The organism is Streptomyces krungchingensis (assembly GCF_054729265.1).
In genome coordinates this window covers 5330896-5356061 of the sequence record NZ_JBPUKY010000001.1, presented here as the reverse complement: position 1 = coordinate 5356061, position 25166 = coordinate 5330896, and the positions used below count along the sequence as shown (strand labels likewise).

The 25166-nt window shown below is 73.2% G+C and carries 22 protein-coding genes, 3 tRNA genes and 1 other RNA gene; 11 read left to right on the top strand and 15 right to left on the bottom strand.

Annotated features, from left to right (window positions below; all coding sequences use genetic code 11):
* Positions 1 to 27: 27 nt before the first annotated feature.
* The 8 genes from ACSYGO_RS23565 to ACSYGO_RS23530 form a co-directional block, all read right to left on the bottom strand.
* The gene (locus ACSYGO_RS23565; protein WP_028804497.1) at positions 28 to 924 is read right to left on the bottom strand and encodes an RNA polymerase sigma factor SigF; all 897 of its coding nucleotides are present in this window, start codon (positions 922 to 924) and stop codon (positions 28 to 30) included.
* Between the two features lie 244 nt (positions 925 to 1168).
* On the bottom strand, positions 1169 to 2074 hold the full coding sequence (locus ACSYGO_RS23560; protein ID WP_426677162.1) for an RNA polymerase sigma factor SigF: 906 nt from the start codon (positions 2072 to 2074) through the stop codon (positions 1169 to 1171).
* A 185-nt stretch (positions 2075 to 2259) separates the two neighbouring features.
* Positions 2260 to 2553 carry a Dabb family protein gene (locus tag ACSYGO_RS23555; RefSeq protein ID WP_095935328.1) on the bottom strand — a complete coding sequence of 98 codons (294 nt, stop codon included), beginning with the start codon at positions 2551 to 2553 and terminating at the stop codon, positions 2260 to 2262.
* Between the two features lie 52 nt (positions 2554 to 2605).
* Positions 2606 to 2785 (bottom strand): hypothetical protein, encoded by a 180-nt coding sequence (locus ACSYGO_RS23550; RefSeq protein WP_028804500.1) that lies wholly within the window; start codon positions 2783 to 2785, stop codon positions 2606 to 2608.
* A gap of 528 nt (positions 2786 to 3313) precedes the next feature.
* Positions 3314 to 3398: transfer RNA gene (locus ACSYGO_RS23545), tRNA-Ser, on the bottom strand.
* A 67-nt stretch (positions 3399 to 3465) separates the two neighbouring features.
* Positions 3466 to 3897 carry a tRNA adenosine(34) deaminase TadA gene (gene tadA / locus ACSYGO_RS23540; protein WP_037766299.1) on the bottom strand — a complete coding sequence of 144 codons (432 nt, stop codon included), beginning with the start codon at positions 3895 to 3897 and terminating at the stop codon, positions 3466 to 3468.
* Between the two features lie 70 nt (positions 3898 to 3967).
* The gene (locus ACSYGO_RS23535; RefSeq protein WP_426677226.1) at positions 3968 to 4501 is read right to left on the bottom strand and encodes a tRNA adenosine deaminase-associated protein; all 534 of its coding nucleotides are present in this window, start codon (positions 4499 to 4501) and stop codon (positions 3968 to 3970) included.
* Between the two features lie 260 nt (positions 4502 to 4761).
* A complete protein-coding gene (locus tag ACSYGO_RS23530; protein WP_095935326.1) occupies positions 4762 to 4944 on the bottom strand; it encodes a hypothetical protein in 183 nt (60 codons plus the stop codon).
* A 138-nt stretch (positions 4945 to 5082) separates the two neighbouring features.
* Here ACSYGO_RS23530 and upp point away from each other — a divergent pair, with 138 nt between their 5' ends.
* Complete coding sequence (gene upp, locus ACSYGO_RS23525; RefSeq protein ID WP_028804504.1) at positions 5083 to 5718, top strand: uracil phosphoribosyltransferase; 636 nt, start codon at positions 5083 to 5085, stop codon at positions 5716 to 5718.
* Positions 5719 to 5773: 55 nt separating this feature from the next.
* On the opposite strand, the gene ACSYGO_RS23520 is transcribed toward upp, so the two are convergent.
* Positions 5774 to 6418 carry a LytR C-terminal domain-containing protein gene (locus ACSYGO_RS23520; protein ID WP_426677227.1) on the bottom strand — a complete coding sequence of 215 codons (645 nt, stop codon included), beginning with the start codon at positions 6416 to 6418 and terminating at the stop codon, positions 5774 to 5776.
* 270 nt (positions 6419 to 6688) lie between these two features.
* On the bottom strand, positions 6689 to 6985 hold the full coding sequence (locus tag ACSYGO_RS23515; RefSeq protein WP_003999914.1) for a type II toxin-antitoxin system VapB family antitoxin: 297 nt from the start codon (positions 6983 to 6985) through the stop codon (positions 6689 to 6691).
* A gap of 105 nt (positions 6986 to 7090) precedes the next feature.
* Between ACSYGO_RS23515 and ACSYGO_RS23510 the strand changes: the two genes are divergently transcribed.
* Positions 7091 to 8788 carry a helicase HerA-like domain-containing protein gene (locus ACSYGO_RS23510; RefSeq protein ID WP_426677170.1) on the top strand — a complete coding sequence of 566 codons (1698 nt, stop codon included), beginning with the start codon at positions 7091 to 7093 and terminating at the stop codon, positions 8786 to 8788.
* Between the two features lie 36 nt (positions 8789 to 8824).
* Here ACSYGO_RS23510 and ACSYGO_RS23505 read toward each other — a convergent pair whose 3' ends face one another.
* The 3 genes from ACSYGO_RS23505 to ACSYGO_RS23495 form a co-directional block, all read right to left on the bottom strand.
* The gene (locus ACSYGO_RS23505; RefSeq protein WP_426677171.1) at positions 8825 to 8977 is read right to left on the bottom strand and encodes a hypothetical protein; all 153 of its coding nucleotides are present in this window, start codon (positions 8975 to 8977) and stop codon (positions 8825 to 8827) included.
* A gap of 70 nt (positions 8978 to 9047) precedes the next feature.
* Complete coding sequence (locus tag ACSYGO_RS23500; RefSeq protein WP_432175912.1) at positions 9048 to 9422, bottom strand: hypothetical protein; 375 nt, start codon at positions 9420 to 9422, stop codon at positions 9048 to 9050.
* Positions 9423 to 9865: 443 nt separating this feature from the next.
* On the bottom strand, positions 9866 to 10459 hold the full coding sequence (locus tag ACSYGO_RS23495; protein ID WP_460387523.1) for an HhH-GPD-type base excision DNA repair protein: 594 nt from the start codon (positions 10457 to 10459) through the stop codon (positions 9866 to 9868).
* Positions 10460 to 10590: 131 nt separating this feature from the next.
* Here ACSYGO_RS23495 and ACSYGO_RS23490 point away from each other — a divergent pair, with 131 nt between their 5' ends.
* The 3 genes from ACSYGO_RS23490 to ACSYGO_RS23480 all read left to right on the top strand — a co-directional run bounded on the left by ACSYGO_RS23490 (position 10591) and on the right by ACSYGO_RS23480 (position 15343).
* Positions 10591 to 12726, top strand: a complete 2136-nt coding sequence (locus ACSYGO_RS23490) for a penicillin acylase family protein (protein ID WP_460387521.1) — start codon at positions 10591 to 10593, stop codon at positions 12724 to 12726.
* On the top strand, positions 12719 to 13348 hold the full coding sequence (locus ACSYGO_RS23485) for a GNAT family N-acetyltransferase (protein WP_426677175.1): 630 nt from the start codon (positions 12719 to 12721) through the stop codon (positions 13346 to 13348). The genes ACSYGO_RS23490 and ACSYGO_RS23485 overlap by 8 nt, the downstream gene beginning before the upstream one ends.
* 63 nt (positions 13349 to 13411) lie before the next feature.
* Entirely contained in the window at positions 13412 to 15343 is a 1932-nt protein-coding gene (locus ACSYGO_RS23480) for a copper resistance CopC family protein (protein WP_426677176.1), read from the top strand.
* 245 nt (positions 15344 to 15588) lie between these two features.
* Here the strand turns inward: ACSYGO_RS23480 and ACSYGO_RS23475 are convergent.
* Positions 15589 to 15676, bottom strand: a tRNA-Ser gene (locus ACSYGO_RS23475).
* Between the two features lie 71 nt (positions 15677 to 15747).
* Here ACSYGO_RS23475 and ffs point away from each other — a divergent pair.
* The 6 genes from ffs to ACSYGO_RS23445 all read left to right on the top strand — a co-directional run bounded on the left by ffs (position 15748) and on the right by ACSYGO_RS23445 (position 24866).
* Positions 15748 to 15846: signal recognition particle sRNA small type (gene ffs / locus ACSYGO_RS23470), an RNA gene on the top strand.
* Between the two features lie 202 nt (positions 15847 to 16048).
* A complete protein-coding gene (locus ACSYGO_RS23465; RefSeq protein WP_432188923.1) occupies positions 16049 to 18280 on the top strand; it encodes a DNA polymerase III subunit gamma and tau in 2232 nt (743 codons plus the stop codon).
* Between the two features lie 114 nt (positions 18281 to 18394).
* A complete protein-coding gene (gene purD, locus ACSYGO_RS23460; RefSeq protein ID WP_460387518.1) occupies positions 18395 to 19648 on the top strand; it encodes a phosphoribosylamine--glycine ligase in 1254 nt (417 codons plus the stop codon).
* A 378-nt stretch (positions 19649 to 20026) separates the two neighbouring features.
* On the top strand, positions 20027 to 21868 hold the full coding sequence (locus ACSYGO_RS23455; protein ID WP_460389752.1) for a hypothetical protein: 1842 nt from the start codon (positions 20027 to 20029) through the stop codon (positions 21866 to 21868).
* Between the two features lie 460 nt (positions 21869 to 22328).
* Complete coding sequence (locus ACSYGO_RS23450; protein ID WP_460387516.1) at positions 22329 to 23855, top strand: N,N-dimethylformamidase beta subunit family domain-containing protein; 1527 nt, start codon at positions 22329 to 22331, stop codon at positions 23853 to 23855.
* A 111-nt stretch (positions 23856 to 23966) separates the two neighbouring features.
* Positions 23967 to 24866, top strand: a complete 900-nt coding sequence (locus tag ACSYGO_RS23445) for a phosphoribosylaminoimidazolesuccinocarboxamide synthase (protein ID WP_426677180.1) — start codon at positions 23967 to 23969, stop codon at positions 24864 to 24866.
* Positions 24867 to 25074: 208 nt separating this feature from the next.
* Here ACSYGO_RS23445 and ACSYGO_RS23440 read toward each other — a convergent pair.
* Positions 25075 to 25147 (bottom strand) — tRNA-Gly (locus ACSYGO_RS23440).
* Positions 25148 to 25166: the final 19 nt, after the last annotated feature.

Genomic DNA, 25166 nt, shown 5'->3' with positions numbered 1-25166 from the left:
GTCAATTATGAACCCTCGGTCGGGGCTTCAGTCCGAGATCAGGCCTTCGCGCAGCTGCGCCAGGGTCCTGGTCAGCAGTCGCGAGACGTGCATCTGCGAGATGCCGACCTCCTCGCCGATCTGCGACTGGGTCATGTTGGCGAAGAAGCGCAGCATGATGATCCGGCGCTCACGGGGCGGCAGCTTGGCCAGCAGCGGCTTGAGCGACTCGCGGTACTCCACGCCCTCCAGGGCCGTGTCCTCGTAGCCGAGGCGGTCCGCGAGGGAGCCCTCGCCGCCGTCGTCCTCGGGGGCCGGCGAGTCGAGGGAGGACGCGGTGTACGCGTTGCCGACGGCGAGGCCGTCGACCACGTCCTCCTCGGACACGCCGAGCACGGAGGCGAGTTCGGTGACGGTCGGGGAGCGGTCGAGCTTCTGCGAGAGCTCGTCGCTGGCCTTGGTGAGGGCCAGGCGCAGCTCCTGGAGGCGGCGCGGGACGCGGACCGACCACGACGTGTCGCGGAAGAACCTTTTGATCTCGCCGACCACCGTGGGCATCGCGAACGTCGGGAACTCCACGCCGCGTTCGCAGTCGAAGCGGTCGATCGCCTTGATCAGGCCGATGGTGCCGACCTGGACGATGTCCTCCATCGGCTCGTTGCGGGAGCGGAAGCGGGCTGCCGCGTACCGCACGAGCGGGAGGTTGAGCTCGATGAGGGTGTCGCGTACGTAGGCACGCTCGGGGCTGTTCTCGTCGAGCGCGGTCAGCCGCAGGAACAGGGAGCGGGACAGGGTGCGGGTGTCGATGGCTTCCGGGGCCGGGAGGGCCGTGACGGCTTCCGGGGCCTCGGCGGCAGGGACGTCGTGAAGCGCGTCGTGCGCCTCGGGCGCTGCCTCGCTCTTCGTGAGCGTGAGCACCTTCGAGCTGCCCTGGTCTGCGGACATGCCACCCCCTTTGGGTCGCGGACGGTCGCGGCAGTCGCTCCCGTCGGAGGAACGCAGCCTCCACCTGAATACCGGAGGCGGGGCCGCGGCAAACGCGCTTCCGGCAGAATGTCACATGTCGGCAACACGCTGTAGTGACATGTCGACATGGGGAGGGTGAATCGGCCCTGGAAAGAGGGGGTCTGACGGTTTTTCAGCACTCAACTGTCGGAAAAGGCGCCGTTGAGCGATTCGCTCGCGTCGGTTACGCCTCGATCCTGTTTGCGGATCGAAGACGCGCGAAGCTACGGGCGAGCAGCCTTGACACATGCATCTGCGAGACACCCAGTTCGGCGCTGATCTGGGACTGGGTGAGGTTGCTGTAGTAGCGCAGCAGCAGGATCCGCTGCTCGCGTTCGGGCAGCTGTACGAGCAGATGCCGTACGAGGTCGCGGTGTTCGACTCCGTCGAGCGCCGGGTCCTCGTAGCCGAGCCGGTCGAGCAGGCCCGGCAGTCCGTCGCCCTCCTGGGCCGCTTCGAGGGAGGTGGCGTGGTACGAGCGCCCCGCCTCGATGCAGGAGAGCACCTCGTCCTCGGTGATGCGCAGCCGCTCGGCGATCTCGGCGGTCGTCGGCGAACGCCCGAAGGCGGTCGTCAGGTCCTCCGTCGCGCTGTTCACCTGCACCCACAGCTCGTGCAGACGGCGCGGTACGTGGACGGTGCGGACGTTGTCGCGGAAGTACCGCTTGATCTCGCCGACGACCGTCGGCATCGCGAAGGTCGGGAACTGCACGCCCCGGTCGGGGTCGAAGCGGTCGATCGCGTTGATCAGCCCGATCGTGCCGACCTGGACGACGTCCTCCATCGGCTCGTTGCGGGAGCGGAAGCGGGCGGCCGCGTACCGCACGAGCGGGAGGTTCGCCTCGATGAGCGCCCCGCGTACGCGGTTGTGCTCCGGCGTACCCGGTTCCAGGGTCCTGAGCTGGCCGAAGAGGACCTGTGTGAGGGCCCGGGTGTCGGCGCCGCGGCGCCGTTCCGGCGTGACGTCCTGGGGTGGCGCCTGGGCCGGAGCCGAGGCCCCCTCCTGGGGCGGCGCAGTACTGGCCGACACGGTCAACGCCACCTCTTCATCCGTCAACTCATCCGTCAACTCTCCGTCAAAAGCGGTCATAGCATCACAAGACATGTGCACTGTGTGCAAGCACCGCATAACGCCGTGTTGAGGGTCAGTTGGGGCGCGGGACGCGAAAGGCCCCCCGCCCGTTGCGGCGCGGGGCCGGCGAGGTGGTGAGGGGGCCGAGGAGGAGGTGGAGCGTGGGCGGAGCGCGGCCGGGGAGCCGTGGCCGCCGGGAGGGCTCAGAAGGGGTAGTCGGCGATCACCCAGGTCGCGAACTCACGCCACAGGGTGACACCCGCCTGGTGGGCAGGGTGCTCCAGGTAGCGCTTGAGGGCGTCGGTGTCCTCGACGGCGGAGTTGATCGCGAAGTCGTACGCGATGGGCCGGTCGGTGATGTTCCAGTCGCATTCCCAGAACCGGAGCTCGGGGATCTGGTCGCCGAGCGCGCGGAAAGCGGCGACACCCTCGACGACGCGCGGGTCGTCGCGCTCGACGCCCTCGTTGAGCTTGAAGAGGACCAGATGGCGGATCACGGGCACTCCCTGGTGGTGCGGTTCTGTGCGCCGCCCGCGGGCCCGGTTCTTCTCAGTTCTTCGCCCCGTCGGCGATCCAGGTCATGAAGTCGCCGATGGCCTGAGCGGCACTCGATATGCCCTCGAACCCTATCTGCACGTAGTCCGCGGCCTTGGCCGGATCGGTGATGATCACGTACAGGATGAAGACCACGAGCACATAGATGGCGATCTTCTTCGAGTTCACCGCCATCGCGGCCTCCCTGTGACTTCTGCGCCCGGTGGGCCCCCTGTTGCCGGCGGCGAGTGTAACCTTCACGCCGCTTTTAAGGACCAACGGCCCGCTGGTCCAGGTCTTTTGCCGGGCCCGTCCGGGCGCTCCGCGGCCCAGGATGGAAGGAGCCCGGCGACTCGACCAGGAGTCCGCGGGGCCGGGACGGACTCCACTGCGGGGTCCGCGCCGCTGCCTCCCCGATGGCGCGGCGTGGACTTGTGGGTCCTCTCCGTCGGGGGAAGCGGCTTGTCCCCCCGATGCCGCTTCCCCCGTTCTCCTCGGGCGAGGGAAGAAAGAGCCCCGGCGACTGAGCGGCGCCGGGGCTCTTTCCGTGCGGCGGCCCGGGTGCGCGGACACGGCGGTGGGCCGTGGCGCCGGCGCGGCGGCACCGGCGCGCGGACCACGGCGGCGCGAGGTGAGGACGCGACGGCACGGTGTGCGCGGCCGGACGTCGAAGGGGTGCTGGACGCACGAAGGGCCCCGTCTTTCGACGGGGCCCTTCTCAAGCGGTAGCGGAGGGATTTGAACCCTCGGTGACTTGCGCCACACTCGCTTTCGAGGCGAGCTCCTTCGGCCGCTCGGACACGCTACCGAGGGAGACCCTACCCCAAGGTGGGCCGTGGTCCGAAATCCGTTTCCGGGGCCCGAGCGATCGGCGGTCAGCGGTCGCGGAAGAAGTCGGTGAGCAGCCGGGCGCACTCGTCCGCGAGGACGCCCTCGATCACCTCGGGGCGGTGGTTGAGCCGGCGGTCGCGCACGAGGTCCCAGAGGGAGCCGGCCGCGCCCGCCTTCTCGTCGCGGGCGCCGTACACGACCCGGTCCACCCGGGACTGCACGAGCGCGCCCGCGCACATCGTGCAGGGCTCCAGGGTGACGACGAGCGTGCACCCGGACAGCCGCCACTCGCCGACCTCGGCGGCGGCTCGGCGCAGCGCGAGGATCTCGGCGTGCGCCGTCGGGTCGTGGGTGACCTCGCGCTCGTTGTGCCCGGTCGCGAGCACCGTCGTACCGTCCGCGGACAGCACGACGGCGCCGACGGGAACGTCCCCGCCCCGGACGGCCCGGTGGGCCTCGTCCAGGGCGAGCCGCATCGCGGCCCGCCAGCGGTCGCGCACGGGATCGGGTCGGGGTGCCTGATGAGTGGTGCTCACCCGGGGGAACCTAGCGGACGGTCTCCAGGACCTCGGCCGCTCCCAGGGCGTCGGCGATCGTGCTGAGCGCGTCGCCTTCGTCCAGGGCGAGCAGTTCCTTCTCGCTCACTCCGAGGTCCGCGAGGATGTCGCGGTCCCCGACGGGGCTGTGCGACACGGCGTCGCCTGCCTCGTTCTCGTCCTCGTCGCCGTCGGAGGACTCGGGCTCGCCGTCCTCCGTGCCGTCGAGGTCGAGGGAGTCCAGGTCGGCGTCGTCGTCGCCGGGCTCCCGTCCTAGTAGTTCGTCCGTGAGCAGGATCTCGCCGTACGAGCTGCGGGACGCCGCGGCGGCGTCCGAGACGTAGATACGAGGGTCCTCCTCGCCGTCCACGCGGACGACGCCGAACCAGGCGTCCTCCTGCTCGATGAGCACGAGAACCGTGTCCTCGTCCGAGGCCTCACGGGCCAGGTCGGTCAGATCCGACAGGGTTTCCACATCGTCGAGCTCTGTGTCGCTCGCTTCCCACCCGTCTTCGGTGCGCGCGAGCAGTGCGGCGAAGTACACCGTGACTCTCCCACTGGTCATAGGCGTGCCGGTTGGGGGTCCCCCCGGCGGAGGCTGTGGGCGGGGCGTGCAGCTCCGAGCCCCACCCACTCGGAATCGTGGCAGAAACAGAGCGTTCAGGGGACGTCTTCGGCCTGCTGTGTCTGCCTCTTTTGATCGCTAACAGCGGATCGTACGCGGCCCTCGGCGTCGTGTGGGCACCTCTTCACCCGGACACGAGGTCACACGGCGTGGGCGGGACACCCGTTCGGAGCGGTCGGCTACCAGCGGAAGGTGCGCATGCGCATGGCGTGGCGCAGGCGTGCGGCCTTGGCGCGGCGGGGCTGGACCCGGTCGCGCAGTTCGCGTGCCTCGGCCAGGTCCCGGAGGAACTGGGCGCGCCGCCTCCTGCGCTCGGCGTCGGTCTCGGGCTGCTCGGCGGGCTCCTCGTCCCGGTTCCGCATAGACACACCACCCCAGGTCAGTCCCTCCCACTTTCCCTCCGACGGGCGGTTTGATGCCAGCATCCGGGCGAACGTACGGGCGGGGCCTTGCCGGGCTGGGCAGTGGCGGGGTGCCGGACCCCGGCTACTGTTGTGGACATGCGTCTCCACGTCGTCGACCACCCCCTGGTCGCCCATAAGCTCACCACCCTGCGCGACCGGCGCACCGATTCCGCGACCTTCCGGCGGCTCGCCGACGAGCTGGTCACCCTGCTCGCCTACGAGGCCACCCGCGACGTGCGCACGGAGCAGGTCGACATCACGACCCCGGTCGCCTCGACCACGGGCGTCAAGCTCTCCTACCCGCGCCCGCTCGTCGTGCCGATCCTGCGGGCGGGCCTCGGCATGCTCGACGGCATGGTGCGGCTGCTGCCGACGGCCGAGGTGGGCTTCCTGGGCATGGTGCGCAACGAGGAGACGCTGCAGGCCTCCACGTACGCCACCCGTATGCCGGACGACCTGTCCGGCCGTCAGGTGTACGTCCTTGACCCGATGCTGGCCACCGGCGGCACGCTCGTCGCGGCGATCCAGGAGCTGATCAAGCGCGGTGCGGACGACGTCACCGCCGTGGTGCTGCTCGCCGCTCCCGAGGGCGTCGAGGTCATGGAGCGCGAGCTCGCGGGCACGCCGGTGACGGTCGTGACCGCGTCGGTCGACGAACGGCTCAACGAGCACGGCTACATCGTGCCGGGGCTGGGCGACGCGGGTGACCGGATGTACGGCGCCGCGGAGTAGCCGGCGGGTTTCCAGGAGCCGCCGCGGGCCCTCGGGCCGGCGGCGGCTTCTCGCGTCAGCAGCTCTTCTTGGACGCGGAGGGCGCCGGCGTGGGCTCGGCCAGGACGGCCAGGGCCTTGTCGGCGTCCGCCTTCTTCGTCAGCGACGTGAAGGCGGTACCGATGATGAGGTCGACCTCGGTGGCCTTCGCGCGTCCGTCGGTCTTCAGCTCGGCGCCGGAGAGCTGGGTGCCGAGGACGGGGAGCACGGTCGCGTAGGCCGCCTTCGAGCCGAGCAGCAGCCCGGGGCCCTTGACCTTCTTGTCGTACGCGGCCGTCGCGTTGCCCACGTCGCCGATCTTGAAGCCGCGCTTCTTCAGCTCGTCCGCGGTCTTCTTGGCGAGCCCGCTGCGGGGCGTGGCGTTGAGGACGTTCACGGTGATCCGGCCGGGCTCGGGCACGGCCCCGGCGGCGGCGGACGTCGTGGAGGTCCGGGCGGCCGGGGACGCCTCGGCCGCGGCGCCGGTCTTCTTCGTGCAGCCCGCGGAGCTCGCCGAGGCCTTGTCGCCGCCCGTGAAGACGTCGATGAGCTGCAGGGTCCCCCACCCGATCAGCCCGAGTGCGGTGACGGAGGCGACGACGAGGAAGGCGAGCCTGCGGCGCCCTCGGGGTCGGCGCATCCGCGGGTACTTGTCCCCCGTGATCCGGTACTGGCGGCCCATGCCAGGGGGAGTCAGCATGCTCATGGGCGCAGCGTAGTGCGCCCGGACCATGATGCCTACTAAACGATCATCATACGGGGCTCAGTCCAACCCAAAAGGGTCAATGTTCGGAGCGGCACCAGGTCGACGCGGGGTTTCCCGGGGGCCGTACGGGCGCATCCGAGCCTGCGGCCGTGTCGCTCCGGGCGGCCGGATCGGCCGGGAGACGCGGACGGCCGGCGGCCGCGGCGGTCCGTGGGGCGAGCGCTCCCGCCGGACCGGCCGGTCGCGTCAGTCGAGTTCGAGCACGCGCGCGTGGAGCACCTGGCGCTGCTGGAGCGCCGCGCGGACGGCGCGGTGCAGGCCGTCCTCCAGATACAGGTCGCCCTGCCATTTCACGACGTGCGCGAAGAGGTCGCCGTAGAAGGTGGAGTCCTCGGCGAGGAGGGTCTCCAGGTCCAGCTGGCCCTTGGTCGTCACGAGCTGATCGAGGCGGACCGGGCGCGGCGCGACGTCCGCCCACTGCCGGGTGCTTTCCCGGCCGTGGTCGGGGTACGGCCGGCCGTTTCCGATGCGCTTGAAGATCACACGGAAAGCCTACCGGCCAAGAGCTTCCGGGCGCAGCCATGGCGACGGAGTGCGACGCTGGAAAAGGCGCCGTAAATCCGTGCAAATGGGGAACAGGGGTCCGATATGAGTGACAGCGAGACCGTGCCCGCGGCCACCGGACCCCGGACGGATCCCGCCACAGCCGCTCCGACGACGGGTGGCGCACCGGACGCCGCTCCCCGGACCGCGGGCACCACCCCCGAGGGGCATCCGGAGGCGGCCGGCGGCGCACCCGCGCTCCCCGAGGAGGCCCTGAAGATCGCCTCCGGGTACGCGTTCTCCGGTCCCGCCCTCGATCTGGGCGCCCTGATCTGGGACGGCCGGTGCCTGCCCGACGTACAGATCCGCGTCCCGCTGCCGATGCTCAACCGGCACGGCCTCGTCGCGGGCGCCACCGGCACCGGCAAGACCAAGACGCTCCAGCTGATCGCGGAACAGCTGTCGGCCCAGGGCGTGCCCGTCTTCCTCGCCGACGTCAAGGGCGACGTCTCCGGCGTCTCGGCACCCGGCCTGCCCGGCGCGAAGGTCCAGGAGCGCGCGGGCGAGGTCCATCAGGAGTGGGCGCCGGCCGGCTGTCCCGCCGAGTTCTACGCGCTCGGCGGCATGGGCCACGGCATCCCGCTGCGCGCCACGGTCACCAGCTTCGGCCCGGTGCTGCTGTCCAAGGTGCTCCAGCTCAACCGGACGCAGGAGCAGTCGCTCGGCCTGATCTTCCACTACGCGGACCAGAAGGGCCTGGAGCTCGTCGACCTCAAGGACCTGCGCGCGGTCGTCGCCTTCCTGACGTCGGACGAGGGCAAGCAGGAACTGAAGGGCATCGGCGGGCTGTCGACCGCGACCGCGGGAGTGATCCTCCGGTCCCTCACGGCGTTCGAGGCGCAGGGCATGAGCCCGTTCTTCGGGGAGCCCGAGTTCGACACGAGCGAGCTGCTGCGCACCGCGTCCGAGGGACGAGGCGTCGTGTCCGTGCTCGAACTCCCCGCGGTCCAGGACAAGCCGCAGCTCTTCTCGACCTTCCTGATGTGGCTGCTCGCCGATCTCTTCCACGACCTGCCGGAGGTCGGCGACGCGGACAAGCCGAAGCTCGTCTTCTTCTTCGACGAGGCCCATCTGCTGTTCAACGACGCCTCGAAGGCCTTCCTGGACTCCATCACGCAGACCGTGCGACTGATCCGTTCCAAGGGGGTCGGCGTGTTCTTCGTGACGCAGACCCCGAAGGACGTCCCCGGCGACGTCCTCGCCCAGCTCGGCAACCGCGTCCAGCACGCGCTGCGGGCCTTCACGCCGGACGACCAGAAGGCGCTGAAGGCCACCGTGAAGACCTTCCCCGACTCCGCGTACGACTTGGAGGAGGTCCTCACGGGTCTCGGCACGGGCGAGGCGGTCGTCACGGTGCTCAGCGAGAAGGGCGCGCCGACGCCGGTGGCGGTGACCCGGCTGCGGGCGCCGCAGTCCCTGATGGGGCCGGTCGAGGGGGCGGCGCTGGACCGGGCGGTGCAGGGGTCGCCGCTGTACGGGCGGTACGCGCAGGCGGTGGACCGGGAGTCGGCGTACGAGAAGCTCACGGCGGCGCAGGCCGCGCAGGCTGCGGAGCGTGACGCCGGACGGGAGGCGTCGCAGGCCGCGCGGTCCGCCGGCGGGCGGCGTCCGAAGGAGGAGGCCTCGGTCGTCGAACAGGTCGTCGGCAGTGGTCTGTTCAAGTCGCTGGCCCGGTCGGTGGGGACGCAGATCGGGCGTGAGATCACCCGGTCGATCTTCGGGACGGCCCGGCGCCGGAGGTAGGGCGGCCGCCCCGGGCAGGGGCGGCCGCCGGCTCGGTCAGTCGCCGCCCTGTTCCTTCGGGGGTGTGTGCGGGGGTGGCCCGTCGGGCAGTTGTGCGTCCGGTTCGGTCCGGGGTTCCGGCTTCGGTGCGTTGCGGAGGGCCTCCGCGCGCAGCAGGGCGCGCAGCACCGCGTAGGGGTCGCTGGGCATGGCTGTGTCCTGAGTCCTTCGTGTGTGTGCTTGTTCGCGCTGGTGGGCGACCGGTCGTGGGCCGGGACCGTCAGCAGCGCAGCACCACGCAGCGCAGGGACCGCAGGGCGGGGGAGTGCGAGGCGGGCGCGGGAGCCGGGACGAGGACGAGCCGGTGCTCCGGCTCCGGAAGTCCCGTGGCGGCGGGTACGCGCAGCGGGGAGAGCGTGCCGTGGCCCTGACGGACCGGCGGACGCAGGGCCGTGTCGAGGACGTCGTGCTCGGCGGCGCCGGGTTCGGCGGTGATGGCGGGCGCGGAGGCGGCGAGGGCCTCGGGGTGGGGGCCGGCCGCGAGCATCGCGACGACCAGCAGGACGAGGAGTCGTGCGCAGCGGCGGGCCCGAGTCCCCTCCCGCGCCCGCGCGCACCGGCGCAGCGGGTGCGGGGGGCGCGGGAAGGGCCTCATGAGAGGTCATGTCCCCCTCGGACCCCGTCACCGCACCGTTCCGGGCGGCAGAACCGCCCTGTTGGCGTACCTGCGGGCCCCGTGGCCGCCGTTTCTCCGCGTCGGGGCCGCGGATCCGGACGCCCGGGACACCCGGGATCGGGACACCCGGAATCAGGGCACCGACGGCAGCGGGTCGGCCGGCGACGGGGGCGGGTCCTGCGGTCACCGGCGGCCCGGCTGGGCTGCCGGGAACGGCAGGGTCCGGCTCAGCTGCCGGAGACCAAAAGGCCGGGCCCAGCTGCCGGGAACCGCACGGTCCGGCTCAGCTGCCGGAGACCGCGCGATCCGGCTCAGCTGCCGGAGACCGCACGGTCCGGCTCAGCTGCCGGAGACCAAAAGGCCGGGCCCAGCTGCCAGGAGCCGCGCGGTCGGGCCCGGCGCCGGGGCCCACAAGGCCGGACTCAGCTGCCGGCGGCCTTCGCGGCCTTGGCGGCGGCCTTCATCTCCTGCTTGTGCGCGCGCACCTTGGCGAGCGACTCGGGACCGGTGATGTCGGCCACGGAGCGGAAGGACTTCGCTTCGCCGTACGCGCCGGCGGCCTCGCGCCAGCCCGCGGGGCGCACCCCGAGCTGCTTGCCGAGGAGGGCGAGGAAGATCTGCGCCTTCTGGGGCCCGTAGCCGGGGAGGTCCTTGAGGCGCCGGAGCAGTTCGGCACCGGTGGCGACGTCCTTCCACAGGGCCGTGGGGTCGCCGTCGTAGTGCTCCACGAGGTACTGGCACAGCTGCTGGATGCGCTTGGCCATGGAGCCGGGGTAGCGGTGCACGGCGGGCTTGGCGGACAGCAGCGCGGCGAACTCCTCCGGGCCGTACGCGGCGATCTCGTGCGCGTCGAGGTCGTCCGTCCCCATCCGCCGGGCGATGGTGTACGGCCCCGCGAAGGCCCACTCCATGGGTACCTGCTGGTCCAGCAGCATGCCGACGAGGGCGGCGAGCGGGCTGCGGCCGAGGAGTTCGTCGGCCTCGGGCTGCTGAGCGAGGTGAAGGGTGACGTCCATGGACCGATGATCCCGCGTACGCGGTGGGGCCGCGCGGTCGCGGCCCCGGCGTACGGACTCCGCACCCCGCACGTACGATTCCGGAGCGAGTGAGTAAGGTTAGCCTAACCTGAGGAAAGTGGGGATGGTCCGTGACCGTCGAGATCCGTCGTGACGCCTGGGGCATCCCCCATCTGCGGGCCACCGGCGTGCGAGAACTCGCCCACGCGCAGGGCCGCGTCACCGCCGTGGACCGGGCCTGGCAGCTGGAGGTCGAACGCCACCGCTCACAGGGCACCTCGGCCGCGTTCCTCGGCGCCGAGGCCGTCGCATGGGACCGCCTCGCCCGGCAGGCCCGCCTCGACGACACCGCGCGACGCTGCTTCGCGGCCCTGGAGAAGAACGACCCGGAGACCGCCGACTGGATCCGCGCGTACGTCGACGGGGTCAACGAAGGGCTCGCCGAAGGGGCGGGAAGGGCACCGGAGTTCACCACGACGGGGCTCGCCCCCGGCCGCTGGGAACCGTGGAGCCCGCTCGGCGTCTGGCTGGGGACGCACATCCTGTTCGCCGGATTCCCCGCGAAGCTGTGGCGCGAGCACGTCGTACGGCGGCTCGGCGCCGACGCGGTCGCCCTGTTCGCCACGGACGGGCCCGGCACGTCCGGGAGCAACGGGTGGCTGGTGAGCGGCGCACGCACGGTCACCGGGCACGCGGTCATCGCCGGTGACCCCCACCGCTTCATCGAGGACCCGGGCGTCTACCAGCAGATCCATCTGGCCTGCCCCGAGTTCGACGTCGTCGGTCTCGCCGTCCCCGGTGTGCCCGGCATCGCCCACTTCGGCCACACCGGAACGGTCGCCTGGGCCATCACGAACGCGATGGCCGACTACCAGGACCTGTACCGCGAACGTCTGCGCCGGGCGCCCGGCGGCCCGGCCGACGGAAGCGCGGCGTCCGGCACCGCTTCCCGCGAGACCGTCGAGGCCCTGGACCCGGACGGCGCGTGGCGGGCCGTGGCACGGCACGTGGAGAGCGTCGAGGTGGCCGGCGGCGAGCCCGTCGAGGTCGAGGTGATCGAGACGGAGCGCGGGACCGTGGTCGTCGGCGGGATCGACGCGGAGGAGACCATCAGCCTGCGCTGCCCGCCCCGGGTGACGGAGGACCTCGGCTTCAGCGCGCTCCTGCCCCTGCTGCGCGCCCGCCGGGTCGCGGACGTGGACCGGGCGTTCGAGCGGTGGGCCGAGCCCGTGAACGTCGTGCAGGCCGCCGACACCGAGGGCGGTCTTCTGCACCGGGTCGCGGGACGGGTCCCGGTCCGCGGCGAGGACAACCGCACACGGGTCGTGCCCGCCTGGGAGTCCGGACACGAGTGGCACGGCTGGCACGAGATGCCGCACGGCCCGGTCGAGGACGGCCTCGCCGTGATGGCGAACCAGCGCGGCCCGGCCACCCCGCTGGGCGAGGAGTTCGCCCCGCCGCACCGCGCCCGCCGCATCCGGCAGCTCCTCGACGGGGCGCGGACGTGGTCCGCACAGGACATGCCCGCCGTGCACATGGACACCCGTCTCGCCTCCGCCGCGGCCCTGTTGGACCGCCTGTCCGGCCTCGGGGAGGACCTCGGCCCCGACGCGGTCGCGCTGCGGGACCGGCTCCTGGGCTGGGACCGGCACATGGACGCCGGCAGCGCCGACGCGGCGGCCTACGCGGCGCTGCGCGACGCGGTCGTACGGCGGCTCGCGGCGCACCCCGCGCTCGCCGTCCTCGCCGACCCGCCCGCGTACCCGGAGATCTTCCTTCCCTGGCTCGCCCTCACCCCGCGTGTCGGCTTCGCCCTCGAAAACCTGCTGCGGGCACGGGAGTTGTACGGCATCGACCGCGACGCCGTGGTCCGGGAGGCCCTGGAGGAGGTGGCCGCCCGGCGGACGTCCCGCACCTGGGGGGACACCCACCGGCTCGCGCCCTGGCGTGCCGTCCCCGGTACCCCGTACGACGAGCCGGGGCTCTCCGGCGACCACGACTGCGTGCTGTGCACGTCGGCGGTGCCCGGCGTCACCGACCTGAGCGCCCGGGGCCCCGCCGCCCGGTACGTGTGGGACCTCGCCGACCGGGACAACAGCCTCTGGGTGGTGCCGTTCGGCGCCGACGGGGTGCCCGGCTCGGAGCACCACCGCGACCAGCTTCCCCTGTGGATCGCGGGAGAACTCGCCCCCGTGTGCACGGACTGGGACCGGCTCACGGCGGACGGCGGCACGACCCGGCAGAACACGGAGGACCACGATGACTGACCGGTACGGCGACGACCGCGAGGCCGTGCACGAGCAACTGGTCGACGGCTTCGGCACGCTGCGGGTCCTGCCCCTCGACCCGCGCGCCGACCTCGACGTCGTCCACCGCTGGGTCACGCACGAGCGGGCCGTCTACTGGGGGATGAACGGGCTCACCGAGGAGCAGGTCCTGGAGACCTATCTGCACCTGGACTCCCTCGACACCCACCACGCCTTCCTCATGGTCAAGGACGGTGTGCCGGCGGCCCTCTTCCAGACCTACGAACCCGAGGCCGACCGCGTCAGCGAGTGCTACGAGGTACGGCCCGGCGACATCGGTGTCCACCTGCTGATCGGGCCCGCGGGGCCCGGCGGCGGCCGGCCGGGCTGGTCGGCCGCCCTGCTCGGCGCGTTCACGACGTACGCGCTGATCGGCCTCGACCGGCAGCGGGTCGTGGTCGAACCCGACGCCCGCAACACCAAGGCGATCGCCCGCCTGACCCGGCAGGGCTTCGTCCCCGCCGGAGAGATCGTGCTTCCCGAAATCGACCTCCCCGAGGTCTACTTGCCGGAGAAACGCGCCCGACTCGCCTTCCTGACGCGGGCGGCGGCCTTCGGAGAGGGTTCCCCGGCGCCGCGGTGAGCACCGCACCGCGCGCGTCCGTATCTGTCCGAGAGCCTGTGAACGCGGATACGGAGACGGCGTGTGAGCGGACAGCGAGACCGACGACGGCACCTCGTCCGGGGCCTGGCGCTGCTGGGCGGCGTCCTGTTGCTGGTCCTCTTCGGCGGCGTGGGCGGCGCGTCCGCGCACGCCGCGCTGACCGGCACCGACCCGCGGGACGGCAGCGTCCTGAAGACAGCGCCCCGTCAGCTGACCCTGACGTTCAGCGAGTCCGTCGGTCTGCTCGACGACTCCTTCCGTGTGCTCAGCCCCGACAACCGGCGCCTGGAGACGGGGAGGACCGCACACGCGGACGGACGGTCCGACACCGCCCGGGTGACCCTGCCGCGCGGCCTGGGCACCGGCACGTTCACCGTGGTCTGGCGGGTGGTCTCCGCCGACAGCCACCCCGTCTCCGGCGCCTTCACCTTCTCCGTCGGCAAGCCCTCCGAGACCGCCGCCGCGCTGCCGGCCACCGAGAACCCCGCCTCCAAGACCCTCTACGACACCGCCCGCTACGCCGCGTACACCGGCCTGGCCCTGCTCATCGGCGCGACGGCCTTCACGCTGGCCTGCGGCTACCCGGGCGACGTACGGCGCCAGCTGCTGACCGGCTGGTGGACCCTGCTGGCGGCCACGCTGGCGCTGCTCCTGCTGCGCGGCCCGTACGAACGCGGCACCGGCCCGGCCGCCGCCTTCGACCCGGACGTGCTGCGCGCGACGCTCACCAGCCGGCCCGGCGTGGCACTCGTGGTCCGGCTGGTGCTGCTCGGCGCGGCGGCCTTCCTCCCCGTCCGAGCGGTCCTGCGCGGGGCCGCGGCCAACGCCCCGGGCACCGGTGACGCCGGGGACGCGGGGGCGTCCCACTCACGGCGTCCCGAGCCGGGATCCGCGCCCGGACGGGAACGGGCCGTCGTCGTCCTCGGCGGGCTGCTCACCCTGGGCCTCGCCGTCACCTGGGCCGTCGCCGAGCACGCGTCCGCCGGTATCCAGGTGCCCGCGGCGATGGTGTCCTCCGTGCTGCACCTGCTCGCCATGGCCGTGTGGCTCGGCGGGCTGACCGCCCTGCTCCTCGCGCTCCACCGGCCCGCCGAGCACCTCCCCCGGACGGTCGTCGCCCGCTTCTCCCGGCTCGCCCTCGCCTCGGTCGCCGTCCTCGCCGCGACCGGCCTGTACCAGTCGTGGCGCGGCCTCGGCTCCTGGGACGCCCTGACGTCGACGTCGTACGGCCGGCTCCTCGTCGTGAAGCTGTGCGCGGTCCTGCTCCTGCTGGCGGGAGCGGCGTACTCGCGGCGGTGGACACTGCGGTGGGCGCTCGCGGCCGGCCAGGAGACGGCGGTCGGGCGGCGCGTGTCCGCCGGGGCGAAGGCCACGGTCCCGGCCGCCCGGGTGCCGGAGCCGGTCGGCGGCCCGCCCTTCACGGACACCACGGACACCACGGCCGCCCCGGGCACATCGGACGGGACCGACGCCGGCGACGGTGCGGCCGTGTACCGCCGCGGACTGCGGCGCTCGGTCCTCGCCGAGGTGACCGTCGCCGTCCTCGTCCTGGTCGTCACGACCGTGCTGACGGGCACGCAGCCGGGCCGGGCGGCCACCGAGACGGCGGCCGCGACCGTCGCCGCCGACCGCCCGACGTCGTCCACGACCCTCGTGCCCTTCGATGTCGGCACACCGGGCGGGCACGGCAAGGTGCAGATCGAGATGAGTCCCGCCGGGGTCGGCGAGAACACGGTGCAGGCCGTCGTCCTCGGCCCGGACGGAGGCATCTCGACCGTCCCCGAGCTGCGCCTCACCTTCACCCTCGCCGCGCAGAAGGTCGGCCCCATCGACGCGGAACTCACCGACAAGGGCGGCTACTGGGGAACCGACGGCGTCACCCTCCCGATCGCCGGCACCTGGACGATGAAGGTCACCGTGCGCACCACCGACATCGACCAGGTCACGGTGGAGAAGTCCGTGAAGATCGGCTGAGCCGTACGAAGGTGTGACACGCCTCACCAGGACGGCCGACATCGGGGAGCTCCGGCGGCGTCCTCAACACCAGCGGCTCCGTCACCCTGACCTCGTCCCGGGTCAGGAACAACCGGCCCACCAACTGCGCCGGCAGCGACATCACCGTCCCGGGCTGCACGAACTGAGACCCGGTTCCGGGCCGGACAACGTCGAAGGGCCCCACCTTGCGGTGGGGCCCTTCGACATCGTGCCCGGTGAGGCACTGGCGGAGGATACGAGATTCGAACTCGTGAGGGGTTGCCCCCAACACGCTTTCCAAGCGTGCGCCCTAGGCCTCTAGGCGAATCCTCCGCGGCAAACAATACAAGACGTTGAGGAGTGCTCGCGAACTCGTTCCCCCGGCCAGGATCCTGTACCCTGTGCGGAGCCCCTCACGTGGCGCTATCTGACTGAACTCCCCCAGGGCCGGAAGGCAGCAAGGGTAGGTCGGCTCTGGCGGGTGCGTGGGGGGCGCTTGCGTTTGCGGGGGTGGCGGGCCGGTGGAGGCCGCGGGCCCGGTGCGGGCGCCGGGCGGGTGTCCCGGCCGGTGGTCCGGGCGGGTGTCCCAGCCGGTGGTCCGGGCGGGCGTCCCAGCCGGTGGTCCAGGCGGGCGTCCCAGCCGGTGGTCCGGGGATGCGCTCGGGGCGGTCCGCGTTGTCGGTGGGCGCCTATAACCTCGTATGCGTGTCGTCTCTCGCGCTGTACCGCCGCTATCGCCCGGAGTCGTTCGCCGAGGTCATCGGGCAGGAGCATGTCACCGACCCGTTGCAGCAGGCGCTGCGGAACAACCGGGTCAACCACGCGTACCTGTTCAGCGGTCCGCGCGGCTGCGGCAAGACGACCAGCGCGCGCATCCTCGCCCGCTGCCTCAACTGCGAGCAGGGACCCACGCCGACCCCGTGCGGCGAGTGCCAGTCCTGCCAAGACCTGGCACGCAACGGCCCGGGATCCATCGACGTCATCGAGATCGACGCCGCCTCGCACGGTGGCGTGGACGACGCCCGTGACCTGCGGGAGAAGGCCTTCTTCGGACCCGCGAGCAGCCGGTACAAGATCTACATCATCGACGAGGCCCACATGGTCACGTCGGCCGGTTTCAACGCGCTGCTGAAGGTCGTCGAGGAGCCGCCGGAGCACCTCAAGTTCATCTTCGCCACCACCGAGCCCGAGAAGGTCATCGGGACCATCCGGTCGCGGACCCACCACTACCCGTTCCGGCTGGTCCCGCCGGGCACCCTGCGGGAGTACCTCGGCGAGGTGTGCGGACGCGAGGGCATTCCCGTCGAGGACGGGGTGCTCCCGCTGGTCGTGCGCGCCGGCGCGGGGTCCGTGCGTGACTCCATGTCCGTCATGGACCAGCTGCTCGCGGGCGCGGGCGAGGCCGGTGTGACGTACGCCATGGCGACCTCCCTGCTCGGTTACACGGAGGGGTCGCTGCTCGACTCGGTGGTCGAGGCGTTCGCCTCGGGTGACGGCGCGGCCGCCTTCGAGGTCGTGGACCGCGTCATCGAGGGGGGCAACGACCCGCGGCGGTTCGTCGCCGACCTGCTGGAGCGGCTGCGCGACCTGGTGATCCTCGCGGCCGTGCCGGACGCCGCCGAGAAGGGGCTCGTCGACGCCCCGGTCGACGTCGTGGAGCGCATGCAGGCCCAGGCCGGAGTCTTCGGTGCCGCCGAGCTGAGCCGCGCCGCCGACCTCGTCAACGAAGGACTGACGGAGATGCGCGGCGCCACCTCGCCCCGTCTCCAGCTGGAACTGATCTGCGCGCGCGTGCTGCTGCCCGCCGCGTACGGGGACGAGCGGTCCGTGATGGCCCGGCTGGACCGCGTCGAGCGCGGTGTGAGCCTCTCGGTCGGCACGGGCGCGCCCGCGATGGGCTACGTGCCCGGGCCCGAGGCGCACGGGGCGGCACCGGCCGCCCCCGTGGCCGCGGTTCCCCCGGGCGGCGGTCCGGCGGCGGCCCGAGCCGCGGTCCGCGGGGCAGGTCCCGCCGGTGCCCCGCAGGGGGCCGCGCCGGCCCCCGAGACCGTCGCGCCCGAGGCACCCGCGGCTGTCGCGGCGAGCGCACCTCCTGCCGCGCCCGCGGCCCCGCCCGCTGCCGCCCCGTCGCAGCCCCCGGCCGCCGCGCCCGCCGCCAGCGCTCCCTCGGGCGGTGCCCCCGGTGCCTGGCCCGCCGCCACGGCCGCCGGCAGCGGCCGGCGCCCCGGCGGGTGGCCGACGGCGGCCCCCGCGGGCGGCGGGCAGCCTCAGCCGCCGTCGGCTCCGGCCGCCGCCGAGTCCCCCGCGCAGGCCCCGGCCGCCGCACCCGCACCCGGCCCCGCCCCGGCCTCGGGCGGCATCGACCCCCGTCAGCTGTGGCCGAACATCCTGGAGGCGGTGAAGAACCGCCGCCGCTTCACCTGGATCCTGCTCAGCCAGAACGCGGCCGTGACCGGCTTCGACGGCACCACCCTGCAGATCGGCTTCGTGAACGCGGGCGCGCGGGACAACTTCGCGAGCAGCGGCAGCGAGGACGTGCTGCGCCAGGCGCTGTCCGAGCAGTTCAACATCCAGTGGAAGATCGAGGCGATCGTCGACGCCTCGGGCGGCTCGGCGCCGTCGGCCCCCGCGGGCCCGGGCTTCGGCGGTGGCGGCGGGTACGGCGGTGCTCCGGCCGCTCCGCGTCCGGCCGCCCAGCAGCCCTCCGCCCCGGCCCCGCGCCCCACGGGCCCGCAGGGCGGCCCGTCCGCGAGCCATGCCCCGGCCCCCGCTCCCGCTCCGACGCCGCCTCCGGCACCGGAGCCGCCCCCCGTCTCCATCGAGGACGACATCCCCGAGGACGACGACCCCGACCTCGACGAGTCCGCCCTCTCCGGCCACGACCTGATCGTCCGCGAGCTGGGGGCGACCGTGGTGGAGGAGTTCACGAACGAGTGACGGCGGGCGCACCGCGTCCGCACCCCCTTTTCTGGAGGATCCCACCAACGCCCGAGGCCCTCCGCTTCGGAAGCCCCCACAAAGGCATCGGCCCCCGGCGGTTAGGCTGACCCCGTGAAGGTCCTCGTCATCGGTAGCGGCGCCCGCGAACACGCCCTGTGCCGTTCCCTGTCCCTCGACCCCGACGTCACCGCCCTGCACTGCGCCCCCGGGAACGCAGGCATCGCGGAGGTGGCCGCGCTGCACGCGGTCGACGCCCTCGACGGTGCCGCCGTCGCCGCGCTGGCCACGGAGCTCGGCGCCGAGCTGGTGGTGGTGGGCCCGGAGGCCCCGCTCGTCGCGGGTGTCGCCGACGCCGTGCGCGAAGCCGGCATCCCCTGCTTCGGCCCCTCGAAGGAGGCCGCGCAGCTGGAGGGCTCCAAGGCCTTCGCCAAGGACGTGATGGCGGAGGCGGACGTGCCCACCGCCCGCTCCTACGTGTGCACGACGCCGGAGGAGGTCGAGGAGGCGCTCGACGCCTTCGGAGCCCCGTACGTCGTGAAGGACGACGGGCTCGCGGCCGGCAAGGGCGTCGTCGTGACCGCCGACCTGGAGCAGGCCCGCGCGCACGCCGACGCGTGCGACCGCGTGGTCATCGAGGAGTTCCTCGACGGCCCCGAGGTCTCCCTGTTCGCGATCACGGACGGCGAGACGGTCGTCCCGCTCCAGCCCGCCCAGGACTTCAAGCGCGCCCTGGACGGCGACGAGGGCCCGAACACCGGCGGCATGGGCGCGTACTCGCCGCTGCCCTGGGCGGACCCGAAGCTCGTCGAGGAGGTCGTGCAGACCGTCCTCCAGCCGACCGTCGACGAACTCCGCCGCCGCGGCACGCCCTTCTCGGGCCTCCTCTACGCCGGTCTGGCGATCACCGGCCGCGGCGTCCGGGTCATCGAGTTCAACGCCCGTTTCGGCGACCCGGAGACCCAGGTGGTCCTCGCCCGCCTGAAGACCCCCCTCGCGGGTGTGCTGCGCGCCGCGGCCGACGGCGCCCTCGCCGACCTGGCACCGCTGCGCTGGAGCGACGACGCGGCCGTGACCGTGGTCGTGGCCTCGCACAACTACCCGGACACCCCGCGCACCGGGGACCCGATCACCGGGCTCGACGACGTCGCCGCCCAGGACGCCCCGCACGCGTACGTCCTGCACGCCGGCACGAAGCGCGACGGCGACGCCGTGGTCAGCGCGGGCGGCCGGGTGCTGTCCGTCACGGCGACCGGCACCGACCTCACCGAGGCCCGTGTGCGCGCCTACGCGGCGGTCGCCCGGATCGGCCTCGACGGTTCGCAGCACCGTACGGACATCGCGGCGAAGGCCGCCGCGGAGGCCTGACCCCCGGTCGCCTCCGGGCGTCCCGGGCCGTCTTTGCCGGCCCGGGCGTCCCGCTCCGCTCGTGCGGGCCGCCGCCGTCGTGCGAGACCCTGGGCCCCGGACTCCGCAAGGAATCCGGGGCCTGATCATTGCCCACTGTCATTCACCTTTCCCCAAAGCCATTCCATCGAGTGACCGATGTTCTATCCGGCTGACGGGGACCGGGGCCCCAACTAGGGTGCGGCGAAAGCGTTCCGGCACTTGGCCCACCGGCATTGCGATGTCCGTGGCGGGTGCCACAGTGGGGGAGTGAGCAACGCCAGGACATCCGTCGGCACGGGCTGTGCGACAGCCGGTGCCGGACGGACACGTAGGGGGTGACGTCCGGTCGTGACCGGTATGGGTGTGGAGGTGGGCGCGCAGGCAGCGCGCTCCCGGGCTCTCGCCGTGCTGCGCATCCGCAGCAGAGCGCTGGCCGTCGCCCTGCTGCCCGCGGCCGTCGCCGTCGTGCTGCTCGTCGGCGGCTCCACCGGCCACATCGTCGGCGGGCACTGGGGCGTCACGCGCTGGGTCGTGACGGTCCTGGCCGTCGTCGTCCTCCTCGCGGCCGCGGGCATCGCCCTCGTCGTCGCCCGGGCCAGGCCCGCCGTCAGCCCCACGGTCCCGATCGCCGAGGAATCCGCCCCGGACCTGTACCGCATGGTCCGTGACCTGGCCGACCGCCTCGACGTGCCGGCCCCCTCCGCGATAGCGCTCACCCCCGACTGCGACAGCTGGCTGGAGGACCGTACGCATCCGGCGCACGGCCCGCCCCCCGCGGAGCGGGACGACCGGGACGGCCTGGACGCGCTGCGCGGCATACGCGGAGCCCAGGGCGTACGGGGCCTGTCCGCACGGTCGCGCCGCTCCCCCTCGGCTCCTGTCCTGGTCATCGGCTCCCCCTTCCTGTGGTGGATGCGGGTCGGCGAGCTGCGCGCGGTCCTCGCCCCGGTGGTCGCCGGGACGGGCCCGTCCGCGCAACCGGACATAGCCGCGGCCCGCCGGTTCGTCCGGGGCCTGGACGCGGCGGTGGCCGTGACCTCGGCGCCCGACGGCGGCTCCCTGTCCCGGACGGTCCGCGCGGGTGTCGGCTGGGTGACCCGTCTGCTGCTGCGCAGCTGCCGCGGCCACGCGGCCGAGATGGAGCGCGGTGTGGCGGCCGCGGCGGCCGAGCGCGCACAGGCTGTGGACTACGGCCTGCGGATCGTCGCCCAGGAACAGGTGGGCCTGGCGTACGCGGGCTGGGACCGTCTGCTGACCCGCGTCGCGCTGCCCGCCTGGCGGATGGGCCGCTGGCCGTCCCGGCTGGACGCCGGCGTGGTCGCGGCCCTCACCGAACTGTCCCGCCGCGACCGTCTGGCCGAGGGATTCGCCTCCCGCCTCGGTGAGCGCCCCGCCTGCGACCTGCTCGAAGAGCCCGGCGCGATCGACGAGGCGACCTCCCTCCTCGCCGCCCGCCTCTTCCACGGAGGCCCCGCCGAACCAGGTCCCGACTGGGCGCCGGTGGACTGGCAGGAGTACCCGGACGAGGTCGTCGACCGCAAATGGCGCACCGACGCGGCCCGCCTCCACCGGGTGCTGGACGCACTGGGCATCCGGCAGCCGGCCGACCCGGCGGCACCCGACCCGGAGGGGCCGACGCTGGCGAGGGTGATGGACCACCTCTCCGTGCCGCCGGAGGACCGGCACACGGCAGGCCCGGACACCGACGACGGCACCGTCGGGGGCCCGGCGGCGTACGCGGGGATGGGGATGGACGAGGACGAGCTCGGCCTCGGGAGCGAGCGTTCGGCCGCGCTGGCGGCCGGGCTCACCGCGGAGCTCGCCCGTGAGGAGACGGCGGCTCCGGCCGCGGCGGCCGCGGCGCCCGCACCGGGCGGGGGCGCGGAGCAGCAGGACCCGGACCGGGCCCTGTGGGACGACGGGACGCTTCCCCTCTTCCCCCTCCAGCCGCCCCGGACCGGCCGGGAACTGCTGGCCGACCACGTCACGGCGATGGTGTGCTGTTCGGCGATGGACACGGTGGGGGCGGCGCCCGGTCTCGACTGGCTGGACGGGCCCTCCCTGCTCGTCGGCGGCGAGCGGGCCGGCGACCTGGGACCGCGCGTCCGCACCCTCGTCGAGACGGGGGATCCCGACCCTCTGCGGGAGTGGCTCGCGCACCTCGGCGTCCGGCCCGAGAAGCCGGTACGCCTCGTGTGACCCGAGGGCGGCCGCTGATCCGAGGGAGCTTGCCGGCTGGACGTCGCCGGTTGCCTGCCCGGGTGCGATGATGCCCGCCGCCCCGACGGTTCCCGGCCGTTCCCGCCCGTCCGCGGCTCGCCCGGGGCGCTCTCCCGTCCGCGGCGCGCGGCTCGCCCGGGACGGCAGCGGGTGTCGGCGATTTTTCGCCCCGCGTGTCCCCGTCCGCCCGGCTCCCGCCGGCTCGGCCCGCACCCCCGGTCCGGGCGGGACGGCCTCGTCGTGACGCCCCGGACGGCCCGGAACGCGGCGGCGGGACCCGCCCGCGACCCGCACGCGCGGGCGGAGCCCGTGGTTCCACTCGCGTCAATTCGCGACGAACGGTGACGGAGTGCGTGCGTAATGTGATGTGCTGGGACCGATCGCGCACAGGGCAAGGGCTTGCGGACAGACGACGGGGGCACGAGGGAGGGGAGCAGGCATGGGGTCGGAGCAGATTCGCCGCTGGGAGTCCGGCGCGCTCGCGCACGCCGTGACGGATCCTTTCGGCCAGGGTCCCGTCCCGTGGCTCCGCGGCGACGAGCACTACTTCGACGACACCGGTCATGTCGTCCCCTGGTACATCGACCACATCGACCCGGCCCAGGGCGCCACGCTCGTGCGCGACGAGCGGGACACGAAGGCGCGAGCCGTGCGGGCCATCCCGCACCCCCGGGCCGGCGGCCCCCGCTCCGCCGACGACGTCCACCGCCAGATCAAGGGCTTCACCTCCACCGGCGCGGCGGCGCCCGGCGAGGCCATCGACTTCCACATCACCGTCGACCCGCCCCAGGAATTCAGCGTCGACATCTACCGGATCGGCCACTACGGCGGCGACGGCGCCAGCAAGATCACCACCAGCCCGCGACTGTCCGGCATCGTCCAGCCCCCGCCGCTCACCGCCGACCGCACGGTCTCCTGCCACCACTGGTGGCTGTCCTGGCGGCTCCAGATCCCGTCGTACTGGAGCATCGGCGCCTATGTCGCCGTGCTCACCACCCTCGACGGCTACCGCTCCCACGTGCCGTTCACCATCCGCGACAACCACCCCGCGGACCTGCTGCTCCTGCTCCCGGACGTCACCTGGCAGGCGTACAACCTGTACCCGGAGGACGGTCACACGGGCGCCAGCCTGTACCACGCATGGGACGAGGACGGCCGGCTGCTCGGCGAGGCGGACGCCGCGACGACGGTCTCCTTCGACCGGCCGTACGCGGGCGCGGGCCTGCCCCTGCACGTCGGCCACGCCTACGACTTCATCCGCTGGGCCGAGCGCTACGGCTACGACCTCGCGTACGCCGACGCCCGCGACCTGCACGCCGGCCGCGTCGACCCCTCGCGCTACCGCGGCCTGGTCTTCCCGGGCCACGACGAGTACTGGTCCACGCACATGCGCCGCACCGTGGAACTCGCCCGCGAGCACGGCACCTCGCTCGTCTTCCTCTCCGCCAACACCATGTACTGGCAGGTGGAGTTGGGGCCGTCCCCGTCGGGTGTCGCCGACCGCCTGCTGACCTGCCGCAAGCGCCGTGGTCCCGGAAGGCCGGCCCTGTGGCGGGAGATCGACCGCCCGGAACAGCAGATCATCGGCATCCAGTACGCGGGGCGGGTCCCCGAGCCCCACCCGCTGGTCGTCCGCAACGCGGACCACTGGCTGTGGGAGGCGACCGGCGCGCACGAGGGCGACGAACTGGAGGGGATGGTCGCCGGCGAGGCCGACCGGTACTTCCCGCGCACCCCGCTCCCCGAGCACCAGGGCCGGATCCTGCTCGCCCACTCCCCTTACGAGGACAGTGAGGGAACGGTACGGCACCAGGAGACCTCCCTGTACCGGGCCCCGTCCGGCGCCCTCGTCTTCGCATCCGGAACGTTCGCATGGTCCCCGGCGCTCGACCGTCCCGGGCATGTGGACACCCGTATCCAGCGGGCCACGGCCAACCTCCTCGACCGCATCTGCAAACGCGACTGACCGGGCACCGGGTGCCGGGCGTGCCGCGCGCCGTCCGGCACCCCCGTGGCCGGAGCAGCTCCCGGCATACGGGAGAATCGAGCCACTTGGACAGAACCACGGGGAGGAACCGTGTCCGGATTCGTCGAAAAGCCCGAGCCCCTTCAGGTGCCGGGTCTGGTGCATCTGCACACCGGCAAGGTGCGCGACCTGTACCAGAACGAGGCGGGCGACCTCGTGATGGTCGCCAGCGACCGTATCTCCGCCTACGACTGGGTGCTGCCCACGGAGATCCCCGACAAGGGCCGCACCCTCACCCAGCTCTCCCTGTGGTGGTTCGACCAGCTCGCCGAGCTGGCGCCCAACCACGTGCTGAGTGCCGAGCTCCCGCCGGGCGCCCCCGCCGACTGGGAGGGCCGGACCCTGATCTGCAAGTCGCTGCGGATGGTCCCGGTGGAATGCGTCGCGCGCGGCTATCTCACCGGTTCCGGCCTCGCCGAGTACCAGGAGTCCCGGACCGTGTGCGGCCTCGCCCTCCCCGAAGGCCTCGTCGACGGCTCGGAGCTGCCCTCGCCGATCTTCACCCCGGCCACGAAGGCCGAGGTCGGTGAGCACGACGAGAACGTGTCGTACGAGGAGGTGGCCCGGCAGGTGGGCGCCGACACGGCGGCCCAGCTGCGTCGGACGACCCTCGCCGTCTACGGCCGTGCCCGCGACATCGCCCGCGGGCGGGGCATCGTCCTCGCGGACACCAAGTTCGAGTTCGGCTTCGACGGGGAGACGCTCGTGCTGGCCGACGAGGTGCTGACCCCGGACTCCTCCCGCTTCTGGCCCGCCGACGAGTGGGAGCCGGGCCACGCCCAGCCGTCCTTCGACAAGCAGTTCGTCCGCGACTGGCTGACCTCCGCCGAGTCCGGCTGGGACCGCAGGAGCGAGCAGCCGCCGCCCGCGCTGCCGCCGCAGGTGGTGGAGGCGACCCGCGCCAAGTACATCGAGGCGTACGAGCGTCTGACGGGCACCAGCTGGTCGTAGCCCCTGCGGCGCGACTCCCGGCGGGACCCGGCGACGAGCCGGGTCCCGCCGCACGTGCGGCGGCGCTCCGGGCTCATGGCGTGCGGGTGGCGGGCCTCCGGCTCCCTGGCGCGGGCGCACCCGCGGTCCGCTCCCCGCGTAGCCACACCCGGCTCCCGGGCACACGACGAAGCCCCCGACCTGAGACAGATCGGGGGCTTCTCACCGGAGCGGACGACGAGGCTCGAACTCGCGACCTCAACCTTGGCAAGGTTGCGCTCTACCAACTGAGCTACGTCCGCATTGCGCCGTGGCGCGACA